This is a genomic window from Plantactinospora sp. CA-290183 (assembly GCF_050936375.1).
GTDB lineage: Bacteria > Actinomycetota > Actinomycetes > Mycobacteriales > Micromonosporaceae > Plantactinospora.
Genome location: NZ_JBNJMX010000018.1, coordinates 1 through 15,566, shown reverse-complemented (window position 1 = coordinate 15,566; position 15,566 = coordinate 1). Strand labels below are relative to the sequence as shown.

Sequence of the window (15,566 nt, the reverse complement as noted above, 5' to 3'; positions counted from 1 at the left end):
CGCCATGGTCCGACGGCCACAGCGCGGCGACCCGTTCTGGATCTGGGCGCTCCACGGGTGGGACGTTCTGTCCTGGGCGCTGCTCGCTCTGCTGATCCTGCTCACCGCCGTGGGAGACCTTCCCGGCACGGCGCGGTACGGGTCGCTCGCGCTGATGGTCGGGCTCGGTCTCTGCTACGCGATGATGCGCAGGTCTCCCGATAATCCGGTGTTGACCCCGCAGCGTCATCTGGGCCTGCTGGTCCTCGCCCTGGGCGGACTCGCCTACCTGCGGGACGGGTTCGGGGTGCTGTACCTGGTGCTGCTCCCCCAGTTCACCATCGTGGCCAGGAGCACGCGGTCCGCGATCGTCCACAGCGGCCTCGGCGCCGTCGCGATCACGATCGGTGGGGTCCTCCGGGAGGGATGGAACCTCGACGTCCTCACCACCAACACCGTCTCCTCGCTCGCCGTCTACGCGGTGAGCGTCCTGATCGCCGTGCTGACGCCCCGGGCGCTGCGGCTGACCGCCGAACGCACCCAACTCCGCGCCGACCTGGCGACCACCCAACTGCGGCTGGCCGAGGCGCAGAAACGCCAGGGCGCCGCGGAGGAACGCGAACGCCTCGCCCGGGAGATCCACGACACCCTCGCGCAGGGCTTCGCGTCGATCATCGTCCTCGCCGAGGCTGCCCACGCCGGCCTCGCCAGCCATCCGGACAGGAGCGCCCAACAGCTGCGGTCCATCGAGCAGACCGCCCGCGACAACCTCGCCGAGGCCCGGGTCCTCGTCGGCTCCGCCCCGCAGAGCGGCCTGGCCTCCGGCTCCGTGGCCCGCACCCTGCGCCGGACCCTGGACCGGTTCACCGAAGACACCGGCCTGACCGTCACGGCAGACCTGCCCGACATCGACGTCGACCAGCCAACCCGGATCGCGCTGCTGCGCTGCACCCAGGAGTCCCTGGCCAACATCCGCAAGCACGCCGCCGCCTCCACCGTCGGAGTCGTCCTCACCCGGCACCCCGACCGGGCGGAGCTGGAAATCACCGACGACGGCCAGGGCTTCGTGGTCGCCGAATCCCGCGGCTTCGGCCTGGACGGCATGCGCAAGCGCCTCGACGAACTCGGCGGCGAACTCACCGTCACCAGTTCGGTCGGCAACGGCACCCGCGTCCTGGCCGTGCTTCCGACGAACGGGCCGGTGTGACATGCCAAAAGACAGGCTCCGCATCATCCTGGCCGACGACCATACGGTGATGCGCGCCGGCCTCGTGGCGCTACTGGCCTCCGAACCCACCATCGACATCGTCGGCGAGGCTGGCGACGGCCGCGCCGCCATCGAGCTCGTCAAACGCGTCGAACCCGACGTGGCGCTCCTGGATTTGCGGATGCCCATCCTCGACGGTGTGGCGGCCACGGCCGAGATCCTCGCCGTACGGCCGCGGACCCGGGTGCTGATCCTGACCACGTACGACACCGACGCCGACATCGAACGCGCCGTCGAGGCCGGCGCAACCGGATACCTGCTCAAGGATGCCACGCGCGACCAACTCGTCGAAGCCATCCACTCCGCCTCCCGTGGCGAGACCGTGCTCGCCCCACGGGTCGCGCGACGGCTCGTCGCCCGCATGCGGCAACCCACGCCGGTGGCCCTCACGTCCCGCGAGATCGACGTGCTCAACGGCGTGGCCGACGGCCTCAACAACGCCGACATCGGCAAGCGGCTGTTCATCGCGGAAGCCACGGTCAAGACCCACCTGCTACGCATCTTTGCCAAACTCGACGTCAACGACCGCACCCACGCCGTGGTCCTGGCACTCGAACGCGGCCTGCTGACCCGCCCTTGACCGGTCCCCTCCGCCGGCGCCCGCGGGGCCGACGCGCGGGTGACGGTCGACGAACGATTCCGGCCCGCTCGCGTACGTCCAGGCGCCTTCCCGGCGCCCAACCAAACACCCGGACGATACTGCGATCAGCGACCCGGCCGCTCGTGCCCACCGCGCTCAACACGTAGACGGTGTCGGCCACTCGCGCGAAGTGGGAATCCGAGGCGGGCACGGGAAGCGGCCGTCGAACCCGACCCTGTGGCCCCGGGCCGACAGCGGCGCCTCGGGGAATCACCTGGGGAAACTACCGGCGACACGGACGCGGTCACGCAGCCGCCCCCGCCCCCGCGCGGTGATTACCCACAGTAACGTCAGACAGGAAAAAGAGTATTCAAGGGGGCTTGAACACTCCCACGGTATTGCGCACCGATGCGAAAGAACTGTGTCCGAGGGGTGATCGATACCGTAACCCCATGCCACGGCACCGGTAGCGGACATCGTCATGGGTTCCGGTGCCGATGAAGCGGGGCGTTGGGCACCGTCAGCGCCCCGCTCATCGGCGGAGCTGTACCAATTGTTCTGTCAGGCGGTCTTGGGCGTGGTGACCACCAGCGGGGGCCGGCGCCGTCTTCGATCGACCGCGAAGCGCTCCGTCGGAGACGAGATCACCGGGTGATGTCCGCGGCCGCGCCGCCTTCGTCGTCGGGTCCGCCCCGTTCCATAGCGATCGCGAGGGTCGCCAGCTTCTCCAGTGCGCTGTTGAGGTGGACGATCTCATCCTCGCTGAGGGCGGAGAGGAAGGCCGTGTTCCGGGTCCGCGCCGCGGCGATCAGACCTCTGTAGGTGCGCCGGCCGGCCGGCGTCAGGGAGATGGGCGAACTATTGCCGGGGCCACTGGAGCGGACGACGAGACCACGGTCGACGAGCTTCGTGACGATACGGCTCATTTGAGCAGGGTCGATGCCGGCGAGTCGGGCAATGCGATTCGTGGTGCTCGCCACGCCGCCTCCGAGCAGTGCTAGGGCCCGCCATTCACCCAGGCTGACGTCGAATTCACGACGGAAGAGCAGGGCCGCGCTGCGCTCGAATGCGTTGACCACCCGGTGTAGCCGAAATGAGAGTAGCTCGGTTATCACCAGATCCGTCGCTAGCGTCTCCCCGCCTGCGGTCGCTTCCACCATGCGCGCAAGTTTGCCACGCCGGATCCGGACCACCCCGGGCCGGCCGGGCCGCGGCGCCGGCCCCTGCCGGCGGTCCCGCTCGACGTCCGTGACGTCGGCGCGCGTAGCCGTGTCCCGGGGATCGAACGTGGTTCGCGCCGTTGTCGCGGCGGACCCGCCGACGACCGACCCGGCACGAGACTGTTGACAATCACAACACCCGGTACACATACTCTGCGATCATCAACCTCGGCCGTGGCCCCGTTCGTCCTGGCTGCGGGCGGTCGGCTCTCGAAACGGAGAACCCATGCAGACTCTGCGATACGAGTCGATCCGCTACCTGTTGCGGCCGTCGAGCATCGCTGTCGTCGGCGCGTCGGACCGTCCGGACCGGATCGGGGGCCGCCCCCTGCGCATACTCGCCGACCGTGGCTACCGCGGGTCGGTCTACCCGGTCAACCCCAAGTACGAGTCGGTGCAGGGCCTGCGCTGCTACCCGGACATCGCCTCGCTGCCGGCGGATGTCGAGCTGTTCGTCATCTGCATTCCCGCGGAGGCGGCGGTTGCCGCGCTGGAAGAGGCGGCCGAGCGTGGTGCGCGGGCGGCCGTGGTGTTCGGCGGCGGATTCGCCGAGACCGGCGCCGGTGGAAAGGCGCTACAGGATCGGCTGTCGCGCATCGCCGAATCGGCCGGAATCGCGCTCGCGGGACCGAACAGCCTGGGGCTCGCGTCGTTCGCACACCGCTCCTTCGCGACGTTCGCGACGACCCTGGAAACCATGCCGGCGATCGAGGCGGGCGGGGTGGCTCTCGTGTCGCAGAGCGGCGGCACCGCCTTCAACCTGCTGACCGAGGCGTACTGGGCGGGCGGGCGCTTCTCACACGTCATCGCCACCGGCAACGAGGCAGGTGTGACGTTCCCCGATTACCTCCGCTACCTCGCCACCGATCCAGCCACCTCCGCCGTGATCGGGTACGTCGAGGGCGTCGCGAGCGGCGAGCAGCTGGCCGTCGCCCTCGGCGAGTTGCAGTCCGCGGGCAAGCCGGTCTTCCTGCTGAAGTCCGGCGCGTCCGAGCGGGGAAGCAGATCGGTGGCCTCGCACACCGCGCAGTTTTCCGGTGTGGACAGTGCTTTCGACGCCGTCTTCGACCGGTTCGGCGCGGTCCGGCTGCGAGGCATGGACGACGCGGTCGACGTCGCCCGCGCCCTGACCATCGACACGCCGGTCGACGGGCTGGCGGTGGCGACCAACTCCGGCGGCGCCGCCGCGTACCTGTCGGACGCGTGCGACCGGTTCGGCGTACCGCTGACCGACCTGTCCGACGGCACGATGCGGGACCTGCGGGCGGCGCTGCCGGCGTTCGCCGGGCTGACGAACCCGATCGACTTCACCGCCCAGGTGATCAACGACGTCGACCTGATGGCGAACACCCTGCGGATCCTCGACCGTGACCCCTCGGTCGACACGTTGCTGGTCTTCCTCGGCAGCATGGAGTACCTCGGGGAGAAGCTGATCGACATCCTCGTCCGGACCCGTGCCGAGCTGCGCAACCCGCTCGTGCTGTCCTGGCTCGGCGTGAGTGACCGAATCCGCCTGGCGGCCGCCCAGGCCGGCCTGGTGGTCGGCGCCGACCCGGCCCGGGCGCTGCGCGGGATGGGACTCGTCCGGGCCGGCCGACAGGGCCAGCGGCAGGCGCCGGGCCGGACCGGACCGGCGCCGGCGATCGACCTCGGCGGGCCGATCGGCGACGGCCTTCCCGGGCTCAAGACCGGCCAGCGGCAGGGCCTCGACGAGGCGCGGGCGATGGAGCTGCTGGACCGGCTGGGCGTACGCACGCCGCGGCGGGTCGAGGTCAGCGGCACGGAGGGCGCGCTGGCGGCGGCCGAGCAGGTCGGCTACCCGTGCGTGCTCAAGCTCGTCGAGCCCTTCGTGGCACATCGGGCGCGGCAGGGCGCGGTCGAGGTCGGGCTCGACGGCCCGGACCGGCTGGCGGCGGCGTACGAGCGGATGGCCGGGCAGTTCGGCATGACGAAGGCGCTGGTCGTCGAGCAGGTCCCGGCCGGACCGGAGCTGATCGTCGGGGTACTCGCCGACGCCACCTTCGGCAGCCGCGCCGTGCTCGGCAGCGGCGGAATCTGGGCGAACGAGATCGACGACGTACGCACCCTGGTGCCGCCGTACGACCCGGCGTACATCGAGCACGAGTTGCGGCGGCTCAAGCTGGCGGCACAGTTCGAGACCCAACCGTCGGTCGACGTGCCGGGGCTGGCCGAGGAGATCGCCGCCGTGCTGACCCGGCTCGACGCCGTCGTCTCCGACGGCGCGGTCGGGATCGGGGAGATCGAGTGCAACCCGATCCGGGTGCTCGACGGCGGGACCGTGGTGCTCGACGCGCTGGCCTTCACCACCGAGGCCAACCGATGAGCGGGACGACGTCCGAGCCGGTGGTGCATCGCCCTGGCCTCGGCATCTCCACCAACGTCGGACACGCGAACGCCGAGCGGATCGAACTGCGCCGGTACGACCTGGTCGACGAGCTGATTGGGCACACCTCGTACACCGAGACCCTGCTGCTCGCCGTGACCGGCCGGCGGCCGTCGGACGCTCAGATCCGCGCCGTTGACGCCGTCCTGGTCAGCCTGGTCGACCACGGGATGCAGCCGAGCGCCCTGGCCGCCCGGCTGACCTACTCGGCGGCGCCGGACGCGCTCCAGGGCGCGCTGGCCGCCGGTGTGCTGGGCGCGGGCAGCTCGCTGCTCGGCTCGATGGAGCAGGCCGGCAAGCTGTTGGCCGGCATCGGCGCCGAGGTACGTGCCGGCACCGATGCCCGGGTCGCGGTCGAGCGGGCGGTCGCGCGGATCCTCGACGACGGCCGGCGGGTGCCCGGGTTCGGGCACGGGCTGCACCGGACCGGGGATCCCCGGGCGATCCGGCTGCTCCAGGTCGCGGCCGAGCTGGACGTCGCGGCCGAGGAGACCGGTTGGCTGACCGCGGTCGGTGCCGCGATCGAGCAGCGGGCCGGTCGCCGGCTCCTGGTAAACGCCACCGGCGCGGCGGCGGCGATCCTGCTCGGCGTCGGCATCCCCTGGCACCTGCACCGCGGAGTGGCGATCGTCAGCCGCACCGCCGGACTGCTCGCACACATCAACGAGGAACTCGACCAGCCGATCGCCCCGCAGGTACGCAACGCGCTGCGCGAGGCCAGTTGGCTCCCGGAGGACCGTGGCCCGGCGGGAGGCTCCGATGCCTGACCCCTCGGCGATCATCGGCAACAGCACCGGTTGGGCGCCGTTTCGCTGCGAGCGCTGGCGGGCCGAGCGGGTCCGAGAGGTGTCCGGACTCGCCCAGCACCCCTACCTGCCGGTGGACGGCCGGGCCGAGCTGGTCCCACCGTCCTTCCTGAGCGCGCAGTACGTGGACGCCTTCGCCCTGGGCGTCCCGGACGCACCCGCCCGGCTGAACGGCGGGAACGCGTGCCGCTGGCTGGCCGAGGTACGGGTCGGCGACGCGCTCGAACGCAGCGCCACGGTGGTCGACGTCGAGGTCAAGAACGGCCGGACCGGGCGGCTGGAGCTGTACACCATCGAGACGGTGTACCGGCGGACCGACTCCCGGGCCGAGGTGGCGAAACTCCGGTACACGGCGATCCGGCGGTTCCCGGAGCCGGCGACCGCAGCGCCCCCGGCGACCGGATCGCGGCCGAGCGCGGCTGGCCGGCCGACCGGGGCGGAGCTGCCCGCAGGCGCGGTCCGGGTCTTCTCGACCACCGTGTCCCCGCGCGACGTCGTCCGGTACGCGGTCGCCACCGAGGACCTCTACGAGGCGCACTACGACGAGTCCTACGCGCGGTCCAGCGGACTGCATCGACCATCGTGCACGGCCTGTTGAAGATGGCCTGGCTGGCCCGCGGCGCACTGGAGTACGGCGGCACCGGCAGCGTGCTGCGGGAGCTGTCGGCCTCGTACCGCGGAATGGACCTGGTCAGGGACGACTTCACGGTATGGGTCCTACCCGAGTTGGCCGACGGTGGCGACGGCGGAACGCGGCTCCACCTGTACGGGCAGTCCCAGGGCGGTGCGGTCTCCACGGTCGGCGCGGCCGTGCTCGAACCGGCGTCGACCGATTCGACATCCATCGCAGCCGGGGCGGACCCGGACTGCGCGCGTACGCATACGCGATCTCAGACGCAGGAAGAGGAGTGAGTGTCGTGGGTCAACCCACCACCGCAGAATTCGATGCCGGTCTGCTGCCCGGCGAGCCCAGTCGGACCCTGCTGATCGCCGGAAAGTGGACGACGGCCGAGACGACGTTCGACGTACTCGACCCGGCGACGCTGGAGGTCGTCGGGCGGGCCGCCGACGCCGGCGAGCCGGAGGCCCGGGCCGCCGCCGAGGCGGCGGTGGCCGCGTACGACGGGTGGCGTACCGAGGCCGCCGAGGCTCGGGCCGCGCGGCTGCGGGCCGCCGTGGCGGCCATCCGGGCGCACGCCGAGGGCCTGGCCCGGCTGATGTCGGTCGAGAACGGCAAGCCGTACGCCGAGGCGCACGGCGAGGTCCTCCGGGGCGCCGCCATGCTGGAATGGGGTGTCGAGGAGGGGCGCCGAGCGTACGGCCGGGTCACCCCGTCCTCGGCCCACGGCCGCGGTGTCGTGCTCACCTCCCCGGTCGGCCCAGCGTTGCTGATCACCCCGTGGAATTTCCCGGCGAGCATGCTGATGCGCAAGATCGGGCTGTCGCTGTCGGCCGGCTCGCCCGTGGTGGCCAAGCCGGCGGAGCAGACCCCGCTGATCGCGGTCGCCGTGACCAGGCTGATCAACGAGCAGCTTCCACCCGGCGTGCTGAACGTCCTCACCACCTCGCGCCCCGCCGAGGTCGTCAACGCGATCATGGACGATCCCCGGATCCGCAAGGTGAGTTTCACCGGCTCCACCGAGGTCGGGCTGAGCCTGGCCCGCCGGCCCGGTGCCGTGCTGCGGCGCGTCTCCCTGGAGATGGGCGGCCACTCGCCGGCCATCGTCTTCCCCGACGCGGACCTCGACAGCACGGTCGACAACCTGATGATCGCGAAGTTCCCCAACGCGGGCCAGAGCTGCATCTCGGTCAACCGGCTGTTCGTACACCGCTCCCTGGTGGCCGAACTGACCGGCCGGCTCGCCGAGCGGGTCGCCGCGCTGCGCCTCGGGCGCGGGCTCAGCACCGGGGTGACGACCGGTCCGCTGATCGACTTCGCCGGCCTCGCCAAGGTGCAGCGGCACGTCGAGGACGCGGTCGCCAAGGGCGCGACCGTGCTCGTCGGCGGCAACCGTTGGACGCCGGACGACCCTCGGCTCAAGGGCGCCTTCCACGAGCCGACGCTGCTGACCGACGTGCACGAGGGGATGGCGATCGCCCACGAGGAGACCTTCGGGCCGGTGCTCCCCGTCTACCCGTTCGACGACGGCGACGACGTGGTCGCCCGGGCGAACGACACGACATACGGTCTGGCCGCGTACGTGTTCGGCTCGGACTTCAACCGGCTCTGGGACGCCATGGAGCGGCTCGAGTTCGGCGTCATCGGAGTCAACGACGCCATGCCGAACCGCCCGGAGCTGCCCTTCGGCGGCTTCAAGAACAGCGGCCAGGGCCGGGAGGGCGGCACCGAGGGCATCGAGGACTACGTCGAGACGAAGGCCATCGCGATCAAGCGATGACGGCGTCCGGCTCCTGGGGATGAGCGCCGGCACCGCGCACACGGTGCCGCACGGAATTGCGATTCCACCAACCGCCCGGCTCGGGCGTAGTGGTCAGCCGCCATACCGGCTGGCCGGAATAGGAGACCTGGTGTTCCACCGCAGCCGACCCCCACGATGGATTTCCGCGACAACGCGTACCAGCCTGGCCCTGGTACTCGTCGCCACCGCACTGACCGCCTGCACCCTCGACTCCGGCAGCGTCACCGACTCCGGTGCGGAGTCGGCGTCCGGCGAGGTCCTGGTCGGCGTGGCGCTGCCGTTCTCCGGTGCGGTGTCGCGAACCGGCAACCTGTACCGCAAGGGCATCGAACTGCGCCTGAAGCAGGCCGAGGAGTCGGGCGAACTCGGCGACATCTCCGTCAAGGTGGACTATCAGGACGACGCGAACAACCCCAGCGAGGCCGTGCCGCTGGTGACCCGGTTCGCTCAGGCCGGCGCGGTCGCCATGTTCGGCGCCCACTCGTCGCCGGTCGCGCTCGCCCAGGCGAACGCCGTCCAGGCGGCCGGACTGCCCGAGTTCGTGTTCGGGGCGAGCAACTCGATCAAGAACCCATTCCAGTACCAGGTGAACGCCCGGGACTCGGAGCAGATCAAGAACGTCATCAACTTCGCCGCCCGCAACAACTTCCGCCGGGTCGGCATCTTCACCGACACCGGTGCGTACGGCACCTCGGCCAAGCAGCAGCTCGACGCCATCCTCGGCGAGTCCGACCTGGAGATCGTCGGGTCCGAGACGTTCGAGCCGACCGCCTCGAACCTCGCCCCGCAGCTCGTGTCGCTGCGGCGCAAGAACCCCGACTTCGTCGCGATGTTCAGCTTCGGCACCCCGTACGCGGCGGTGGTCAAGGGGAAGGCCGAGATCGGGTGGAAGGTGCCGATCGTCGGCAACGTGGCCGCCGGTGACATCGCGGTCGGCGAGATCGCCGGCAAGGACGCCGACGGGCTCTACTTCATGACGCCGCTGGGCGACGACTCGCCGGCCAGCCGTACCCTCGCCGAGAACTGGGCGAAGGCGCACCCGGAGGACCCGCTGACCTTCGAGGGCGCGACCGCGTACGACGCCATGACGGTCCTGATCCGCGCGTTCAAGGAGGCCGGCACCAGCCGGCAGGCCGTGCAGGACTGGCTGTCGAAGGCCACCGCGATCGAGGGTCTCGCCTGCGGCAAGTCGCCGTGGAACCTGACCGAGCGCGCGCCGATCAAGGCCGACGACCTCGCGTTCCGGCTCTGGAGGACAGGAGAGACGGTCGCTGTCTGACCGCACCCGGAGATGACTGAGCTACTTTATTTCACGATCATCGGGCTCTGCATAGGTTGCGGCTACGCGCTGGTGGCACTCGGCATCTCGACGCTGTTCAACGGTACCGGCGTGCTCAACTTCGCCCAGGGTGACGTCGTCATGGTCGCGGCGCTGTTCGTGGCCGTCCGCACCACCGCGGGCGGCGGGTACCTCGCCGGGTTCCTGGAGGCGGTCGCGATCGTCCTGGTCGCCAGCGTGCTGCTGGGCCTGCTCTTCGTCCGGCCGGCGCTGGCCCGGCGCCGGGACATCGACCTGATCATTGTCGGCACGATCGGCATCTCGACGGTGCTGGCGAACCTCGCGAACAACGTGCTGGGCTCCGAGACGTACCGGCTGACGAGTCCGGTCACCGCGCAGGCGATCAGACTGGAGTCGTTCAGCATCTCGTTCGACTACTTCGCGATCCTGCTGGCCGCCGGGCTGCTGATGGCCGCCTTCTTCGTCTTCTACAAGAAGACCGACATCGGGCTGCAGATGCGGGCGATGTCCGCCGACGTGGACGCCGCGCGGCTGTCGGGCGTGCAGATCGCCCGGCTGACGGTGGTCGGCTGGGTGTTCGCGGGCGTCGTCGGGGTGTTCGCCGGTGTACTGCTGGGCACCGTGCTGCTGGTCAGCGCCAGCATGGGCGTGGCATTGACGATCAGCGGGTTCGCCGCCGCGATGATCGGTGGGCTGCGGCACCCGTACGGCGCGGTCGTGGGCGGCGTGATCATCGGTCTCGCCGAGAACTACGCCGCGGGATACCTGAACACCGCCACCCGGCAGGCGATCGCGCCGCTCATCATCATGGCCGTGCTGCTGGTGCTGCCACAGGGCATCCTGGCCGGCCGCGGCATCAAGGCGAGGGTGGTCTGATGGCGACGGCACAGGGTGCTCCCCGGGCAACCCGGGTGACCCGGCAGGGCGTGCACCTCGGCGAGGCGGCGGCGATCGCCGTCGGAGCGATCGCGCTCGCGGCGGTACTGGGCCCGCACGAGGCCCAGATCGCCGCGATGACCGCGATCTTCGCGCTGGCCGGCGTCGGACTGAACATTCTCGTTGGGTACACCGGACTGGTCTCGCTCGGCCACGTCGTCTTCTTCGCCATCGGCGCGTACGGCTGGGCGAGGCTGACCGAGTCCGGCGGGGTCGGGTTGGCGCTGGTGCTCCCGATCCTCGTCTCGCTGCTGGTGGCGGCGCTCATCGTGCTGGTCACGCTGCGCGTCGTCGGCTACTACTTCGGCATCACGACCCTGGCCATCGGCCTCCTCTCGGTGGTCGTGGTGCAGAATGCGACCCCGATCACCGGCGGGTACGCCGGGATCAGCGGGATCCAGCAGATCGCCGTGCCGGGGTTCGCCGGCCCGGGGCAGGTTCTGGTGATGTCCGGCCTGGTGCTCGCCGTGGCGTACTACCTGCAGAGCAGCCTGCGGGAGTCGCCGCTCGGCGCCGCGATGCTGGCCACCCGGTTCGACGTGCCGGCGTCCCAGTCGCTCGGCCTGTCGGTGGCCTGGATACGGTTGCTCGCGTTCATGATCAGCTCGGTGCCGGTCACGATCGCGGGAGCGTTCCTCGCCCAACTCGTCCACTACATCGGGCCGGACCAGATGTCGCTGGAGACCTCTATCCGGCTGATCGCCATCGCCATCATCGGCGGTCGGGGTTGGCGCTGGGCACCGGTGCTCGGTGCGGTGGTCGTGGTGACCCTGCCCGAGCTGCTCCGGCCACTCGCCGAGTACCGGCTGGTGTTCTACGGCGTCGCGCTCGCCTTCGTGGCGCTGTTCATGCCACGTGGGCTCAACCAGATTGTGACCTGGGCCAGCGGGCGGATCCACGCGGTGAGAGGAAGCACCGGATGAGTACCGTTCAACTCTCCGTACGCGAGATGACCGTGCGGTTCGGCGGCGTCGTCGCGGTCGCACAGCTCAGCCTCGACGTCACCGGCGGCGAGATCGTGGCCCTGATCGGGCCGAACGGCGCGGGCAAGAGCACCGCGATCAACGGGCTGTCCGGGTTCGTACCGGTCACGGTGGCGACCATGTCCGTGCGGTTCGGCGACGACGTCATCGACCTCGCCCCGCTGTCGCCCCCGCAGCGCAGCCGGCTCGGCATTGTGCGTACCTTCCAGACGCCGCGGCTGATCCCGGAACTGACGGTGTGGCAGAACGTCGCCATGGGCTCGATCGCCGGCGACGTGCGCCGCCGGTGGTTCGAGATACTCGGCGGGCCGGGACTGTCGCGGGGCGCGCGGGACCGGCATGACCGCGCGGTCACGGCACTCGCGGCGCTCGGGCTCGACCGGCTCGCCCAGGACAGCCCGGGCGAACTCAGTCTCGGGGAGCAGCGCCTGGTCGAGATCGCCCGGTCGATGGTATCCGGCGCCCGGGTGCTGCTGCTCGACGAGCCGTTCGCCGGGCTGTCGTCGGTCGAGCAGCAGCGGCTGGCGGCCGAGATCGACAAACTGAGGTCGGCCTCGGTCGCCGCGCTGCTGGTGGAGCACAACCTCGAACTGGTCCGGTCGCTGGCCGACACCGTGGTCGCCATGGACCAGGGGGCGGAGTTCGCCCGTGGGAACGCGGCCACGGTCCTGGACTCGCACGAGGTCCGCGATCGGTACCTGGGTGAGGTGGCGTGATGAGGGACGATCCGACACGGCTGCCGGCGGCACTGGAGTTGACCGCGTTCTCCGCCTACCACGGTTCCGTGGCTGCGGCGAAGGACGTCTCGCTCCGGGTCGGGCGGGGCAGCGCGGTGGGTGTGCTGGGCCCGAACGGCGCGGGGAAGTCGACGCTGCTGCTGGCCGCAGCCGGTTTCGTCCGGACCACGGGCGGGGTGTCGATCGGTGGGCAGGTCGCCGACCGGCTCTCCCCGGCCAAGCGGCGCCGGCTCGGCCTGGCAATGGTGCCGCAGGAGCGGGCCGCCGTGCTGGAGCTGTCGGTCGCCGAGAACCTGCGGCTGTCCTGGCTCACCGGCCGGCGGGCCAGCCCGTACGAGGAGGCGCGGGAGTCGGTGCTGGAAATCTTCCCGGCACTGGCCGGGCGGCTCGGCGATCCGGCGGGAAACCTCTCCGGCGGCCAACGCCAGATGCTGGCGGTGTCCCGCGGCCTCATGGCGACCTGTGACGTGCTGCTGCTCGACGAACCCACGGCCGGCCTGTCGCCGAAGCTGATCTCCGAACTGGTGGACGCGATCCGCACGCTGAACGAGCGCGGCATCACCGTCCTCCTCGTCGAGCAGAACTTCTCGGTCGTCGAGCGCACCTGCTCGTACATCCACGTGTTGAACGGCGGGCGCATCGTCTGGCACGGCCCGACCACCGGCATCGACCGGGACAACATCGGCGACCTGTACTCGGGAGCCCGTCGGCCGCAGCCGCCGGCTCCCGCAGCGCCAGATCCGGCGCGGGAACCCCGCGTACGGCCTGAGACGGACCGGGCCGTGCCGGCCCGGTCCGGGGAACCGGGGGAAACCTGATGGAGACAACGTTCTTGCCGGCGAGCGACTCGACCGCCGAGTTCATCTCGCCGGCCACGGTCGTCAGCGGCCGGGGTAGTGCCGGACTGATCGCCCAGGTGCTGTCGTCCCGGTTGCGCCTGGCCGATGGCGCCTCGGTGTTCGTCGCGGTCGACGACGCCGTCGCGGGCGCCGGACTACTCGCGCCGATGCTCGACGCGCTGAGTGCGGCGTACCGGGTGACGGTCGTCGGCGGGTTCGGCGCCGAACCGGACGACGCCCGCATCGACCGGGCGGCGGCACGCGCCCGGGAGGTCCGGGCGGATGTCGTCGTCGGGGCCGGCGGCGGGTCCGTGATGGACGCTGCCAAGATGATTGCGCTGCTGCTGGAGAACGCCGGCGGCGCCGCCGACTGGCTCGGCCCGGTCGCGCCGCCCGGCGGCGTAGCCCCGCTCCTCATGGTGCCCACGACCTGCGGCACAGGCTCCGAAGCGACCCGGGCGGCGATGGTGACGGTGGCCGGGGCGAAACGCATCTCGGCCACCGCCGGGTACGTCGCCACGGCGGTCGTGCTCGATCCGGCCCTGCTCGACGGGCTGCCCGGACGGATCGTCGCGATCACCGGAATGGACGCGCTGTCACATGCCGCCGAGGCGCTGATGTCCACCGACCGCTCGCCGATGACCGTGCACCACGCCAGGACGGCGATTGCCCTGCTGGTCGGCAACCTGGAGGCGGCCTCCCGCGGTGACATCGAGGCCCGCGCCGCCTGCCTCTGGGCGTCGCACCTGTCGGGCCAGGCGCTCAACGCGGGTGTGCTGCTGGGGCACTCGCTCGCCTACTGCGTCGCGCACGAGCGGTCCGTACCGCACGGTGTGTCGTCGGGGCTGGCGCTGCCGTACTGCATCGCCTTCAACGCCAGCGGGCTCGAGCCGGACTGCGCCCGTACCCTCGCCCGGGCCCTCACCTCGGGACGCGGCGACGACCTCGTCGACGCGGCGAACGCGGTACAGGCACTGCTCGGTCGGCTGGAGCTTCCGACCACGCTCGCGGAGCTGGGTATCGGCGAGGACGCCGACGAGCGGATCGCACAGCGGTGCGTCACGGAGTACCCGCGCGCGAACAACCCGACGCCGATGACCGTCGACGCCCTGCGACGGCTCGTGCCGTCGATGCGTACCGGCGATCTCGGCGCGGCGTTCGAGGCGACGTTGACCGGGACGGCGACGGTGGGATCGCGGATGAAGGCTCTACCCCGCGATTGAGGTTCTCGAGCAGCTGGCCGTTTCCCTGAGCGTCTCGCCGCTCGTCACCATGAATCCCGACCTGCTCTTCAGGCGGGGCACGGAGATCGTTTTCGTTGCGGACGTCATGTACAAGCTGACCGGGAGCGGTCTGGCGCGTACCAGCGACTATTACCAGCTGCTGGCCTACACCACCGCCCTGCGACTACCGCGCGGGATGCTCATTTACTGCCGCGCTGACCCGGCTCCGGACCGAGTCATCAGGGTGGTCGGGGGCATCCAGCGCCTGCACACCTATCCCGTGGATCTGGGTGGATCGCCTGAATCAACGGCCAAGGCGCTTGACGAGGTCGCGGAGTCGATCAGGTGCGTTGTCCTGACCGCCGTTCACCCCACCCTCGACTGGCTCCAGGAGGAGACCATATTTCCTCTCAGCCCGGACAGGAGCTATCGGCGCTGAACCACCAGAAGCTCATCGCGGGCACGGGTTGCGGCCACGTACACCAATGACCGGGCGCGCAACTCGGCGTCGTGCCGCTCGATGTCATCCAGGCTGTCGAGCCTGACCTTCTCGGCAGCCGACCGGAAACCGACGTCGGCGAGTACGACCTTGGCGAACTCCATGCCTTTGGCCCTGTGCATGGTCATCACGAGCACCCGGCCTTCCCCCGGGCGGTCGCGGTCGACTGCTCGTGCCGGCACGCCGCGCTCGTTGAGCGCGTTGACAACTCGCTCACGCTGGAACTTGTCGTGTACGAGGACGGCGATTGTCTCGGGTGTCGCCCCGCCGTCGAGCCAGGGGCGGACACGGTCAGCGATCGTGTCCAGTTCGGCGATGAGCGACTCCGCGGTCTCCACCGCCGGTGCTGGCCCCGATCGCGCCGAGCGGTAGC

General features: G+C 70.8%; 16 protein-coding genes. 14 read left to right on the top strand and 2 right to left on the bottom strand.

Going from position 1 to position 15,566, the window contains the following annotated elements; translation table 11 throughout:
* The first annotated feature begins 4 nt into the window (after nucleotides 1–4).
* Together ACQEUR_RS20435 and ACQEUR_RS20430 are read left to right on the top strand one after the other, a co-directional pair.
* Entirely contained in the window at nucleotides 5–1,186 is a 1,182-nt protein-coding gene (locus ACQEUR_RS20435; protein ID WP_433033548.1) for a sensor histidine kinase, read from the top strand.
* A gap of 1 nt (nucleotide 1,187) precedes the next feature.
* A complete protein-coding gene (locus ACQEUR_RS20430; RefSeq protein WP_433033546.1) occupies nucleotides 1,188–1,826 on the top strand; it encodes a response regulator in 639 nt (212 codons plus the stop codon).
* A gap of 644 nt (nucleotides 1,827–2,470) precedes the next feature.
* Here ACQEUR_RS20430 and ACQEUR_RS20425 read toward each other — a convergent pair.
* A complete protein-coding gene (locus tag ACQEUR_RS20425) occupies nucleotides 2,471–2,986 on the bottom strand; it encodes a MarR family winged helix-turn-helix transcriptional regulator (protein ID WP_433033543.1) in 516 nt (171 codons plus the stop codon).
* Nucleotides 2,987–3,272: 286 nt separating this feature from the next.
* On the opposite strand from ACQEUR_RS20425, the gene ACQEUR_RS20420 reads away from it, so the two are divergent.
* The 12 genes from ACQEUR_RS20420 to ACQEUR_RS20365 all read left to right on the top strand — a co-directional run bounded on the left by ACQEUR_RS20420 (nucleotide 3,273) and on the right by ACQEUR_RS20365 (nucleotide 15,133).
* Nucleotides 3,273–5,390: an acetate--CoA ligase family protein gene (locus tag ACQEUR_RS20420; RefSeq protein WP_433033540.1), complete on the top strand. Its 2,118-nt coding sequence runs from the start codon at nucleotides 3,273–3,275 to the stop codon at nucleotides 5,388–5,390.
* Nucleotides 5,387–6,217: a citryl-CoA lyase gene (locus ACQEUR_RS20415; RefSeq protein WP_433033537.1), complete on the top strand. Its 831-nt coding sequence runs from the start codon at nucleotides 5,387–5,389 to the stop codon at nucleotides 6,215–6,217. The genes ACQEUR_RS20420 and ACQEUR_RS20415 overlap by 4 nt, the downstream gene beginning before the upstream one ends.
* On the top strand, nucleotides 6,210–6,854 hold the full coding sequence (locus ACQEUR_RS20410) for an FAS1-like dehydratase domain-containing protein (RefSeq protein WP_433033535.1): 645 nt from the start codon (nucleotides 6,210–6,212) through the stop codon (nucleotides 6,852–6,854). Before ACQEUR_RS20415 ends, ACQEUR_RS20410 begins: the two co-directional genes overlap by 8 nt.
* Nucleotides 6,855–6,856: 2 nt before the next feature.
* Nucleotides 6,857–7,168, top strand: coding sequence for a hypothetical protein (locus tag ACQEUR_RS20405; RefSeq protein ID WP_433033532.1), 312 nt, complete (start codon nucleotides 6,857–6,859; stop codon nucleotides 7,166–7,168).
* Between the two features lie 5 nt (nucleotides 7,169–7,173).
* Entirely contained in the window at nucleotides 7,174–8,655 is a 1,482-nt protein-coding gene (locus tag ACQEUR_RS20400) for an NAD-dependent succinate-semialdehyde dehydrogenase (RefSeq protein WP_433033530.1), read from the top strand.
* 130 nt (nucleotides 8,656–8,785) lie between these two features.
* The gene (locus ACQEUR_RS20395; RefSeq protein ID WP_433033527.1) at nucleotides 8,786–9,955 is read left to right on the top strand and encodes an ABC transporter substrate-binding protein; all 1,170 of its coding nucleotides are present in this window, start codon (nucleotides 8,786–8,788) and stop codon (nucleotides 9,953–9,955) included.
* 12 nt (nucleotides 9,956–9,967) lie between these two features.
* On the top strand, nucleotides 9,968–10,852 hold the full coding sequence (locus tag ACQEUR_RS20390; protein WP_433033524.1) for a branched-chain amino acid ABC transporter permease: 885 nt from the start codon (nucleotides 9,968–9,970) through the stop codon (nucleotides 10,850–10,852).
* A complete protein-coding gene (locus tag ACQEUR_RS20385; RefSeq protein ID WP_433033521.1) occupies nucleotides 10,852–11,835 on the top strand; it encodes a branched-chain amino acid ABC transporter permease in 984 nt (327 codons plus the stop codon). Before ACQEUR_RS20390 ends, ACQEUR_RS20385 begins: the two co-directional genes overlap by 1 nt.
* Entirely contained in the window at nucleotides 11,832–12,611 is a 780-nt protein-coding gene (locus tag ACQEUR_RS20380) for an ABC transporter ATP-binding protein (protein WP_433033518.1), read from the top strand. Before ACQEUR_RS20385 ends, ACQEUR_RS20380 begins: the two co-directional genes overlap by 4 nt.
* Nucleotides 12,611–13,450: an ABC transporter ATP-binding protein gene (locus ACQEUR_RS20375; RefSeq protein WP_433033515.1), complete on the top strand. Its 840-nt coding sequence runs from the start codon at nucleotides 12,611–12,613 to the stop codon at nucleotides 13,448–13,450. Before ACQEUR_RS20380 ends, ACQEUR_RS20375 begins: the two co-directional genes overlap by 1 nt.
* On the top strand, nucleotides 13,450–14,694 hold the full coding sequence (locus ACQEUR_RS20370; RefSeq protein ID WP_433033512.1) for an iron-containing alcohol dehydrogenase family protein: 1,245 nt from the start codon (nucleotides 13,450–13,452) through the stop codon (nucleotides 14,692–14,694). The genes ACQEUR_RS20375 and ACQEUR_RS20370 overlap by 1 nt, the downstream gene beginning before the upstream one ends.
* Nucleotides 14,695–14,743: 49 nt before the next feature.
* Nucleotides 14,744–15,133: a 5-methylcytosine restriction system specificity protein McrC gene (locus ACQEUR_RS20365; RefSeq protein ID WP_433033510.1), complete on the top strand. Its 390-nt coding sequence runs from the start codon at nucleotides 14,744–14,746 to the stop codon at nucleotides 15,131–15,133.
* Here ACQEUR_RS20365 and ACQEUR_RS20360 read toward each other — a convergent pair.
* Nucleotides 15,121–15,566, bottom strand: a 446-nt coding sequence (locus ACQEUR_RS20360) for a 3'-5' exonuclease (RefSeq protein WP_433033507.1), incomplete at its 5' end; no start/stop codon positions are given. The two genes, ACQEUR_RS20365 and ACQEUR_RS20360, sit on opposite strands and share 13 nt — an antisense overlap.

Bases quoted from the DNA above. Each gene is read 5' to 3' on its own strand.
- ACQEUR_RS20435 (WP_433033548.1), top strand. From the start codon at position 5: ATGGTCCGACGGCCACAGCGCGGCGACCCGTTCTGGATCTGGGCGCTC.
- ACQEUR_RS20430 (WP_433033546.1), top strand. From the start codon at position 1,188: ATGCCAAAAGACAGGCTCCGCATCATCCTGGCCGACGACCATACGGTG.
- ACQEUR_RS20425 (WP_433033543.1), bottom strand. From the start codon at position 2,986: ATGGTGGAAGCGACCGCAGGCGGGGAGACGCTAGCGACGGATCTGGTG.
- ACQEUR_RS20420 (WP_433033540.1), top strand. From the start codon at position 3,273: ATGCAGACTCTGCGATACGAGTCGATCCGCTACCTGTTGCGGCCGTCG.
- ACQEUR_RS20415 (WP_433033537.1), top strand. From the start codon at position 5,387: ATGAGCGGGACGACGTCCGAGCCGGTGGTGCATCGCCCTGGCCTCGGC.
- ACQEUR_RS20410 (WP_433033535.1), top strand. From the start codon at position 6,210: ATGCCTGACCCCTCGGCGATCATCGGCAACAGCACCGGTTGGGCGCCG.
- ACQEUR_RS20405 (WP_433033532.1), top strand. From the start codon at position 6,857: ATGGCCTGGCTGGCCCGCGGCGCACTGGAGTACGGCGGCACCGGCAGC.
- ACQEUR_RS20390 (WP_433033524.1), top strand. From the start codon at position 9,968: ATGACTGAGCTACTTTATTTCACGATCATCGGGCTCTGCATAGGTTGC.
- ACQEUR_RS20385 (WP_433033521.1), top strand. From the start codon at position 10,852: ATGGCGACGGCACAGGGTGCTCCCCGGGCAACCCGGGTGACCCGGCAG.
- ACQEUR_RS20380 (WP_433033518.1), top strand. From the start codon at position 11,832: ATGAGTACCGTTCAACTCTCCGTACGCGAGATGACCGTGCGGTTCGGC.
- ACQEUR_RS20375 (WP_433033515.1), top strand. From the start codon at position 12,611: ATGAGGGACGATCCGACACGGCTGCCGGCGGCACTGGAGTTGACCGCG.
- ACQEUR_RS20370 (WP_433033512.1), top strand. From the start codon at position 13,450: ATGGAGACAACGTTCTTGCCGGCGAGCGACTCGACCGCCGAGTTCATC.
- ACQEUR_RS20365 (WP_433033510.1), top strand. From the start codon at position 14,744: ATGAATCCCGACCTGCTCTTCAGGCGGGGCACGGAGATCGTTTTCGTT.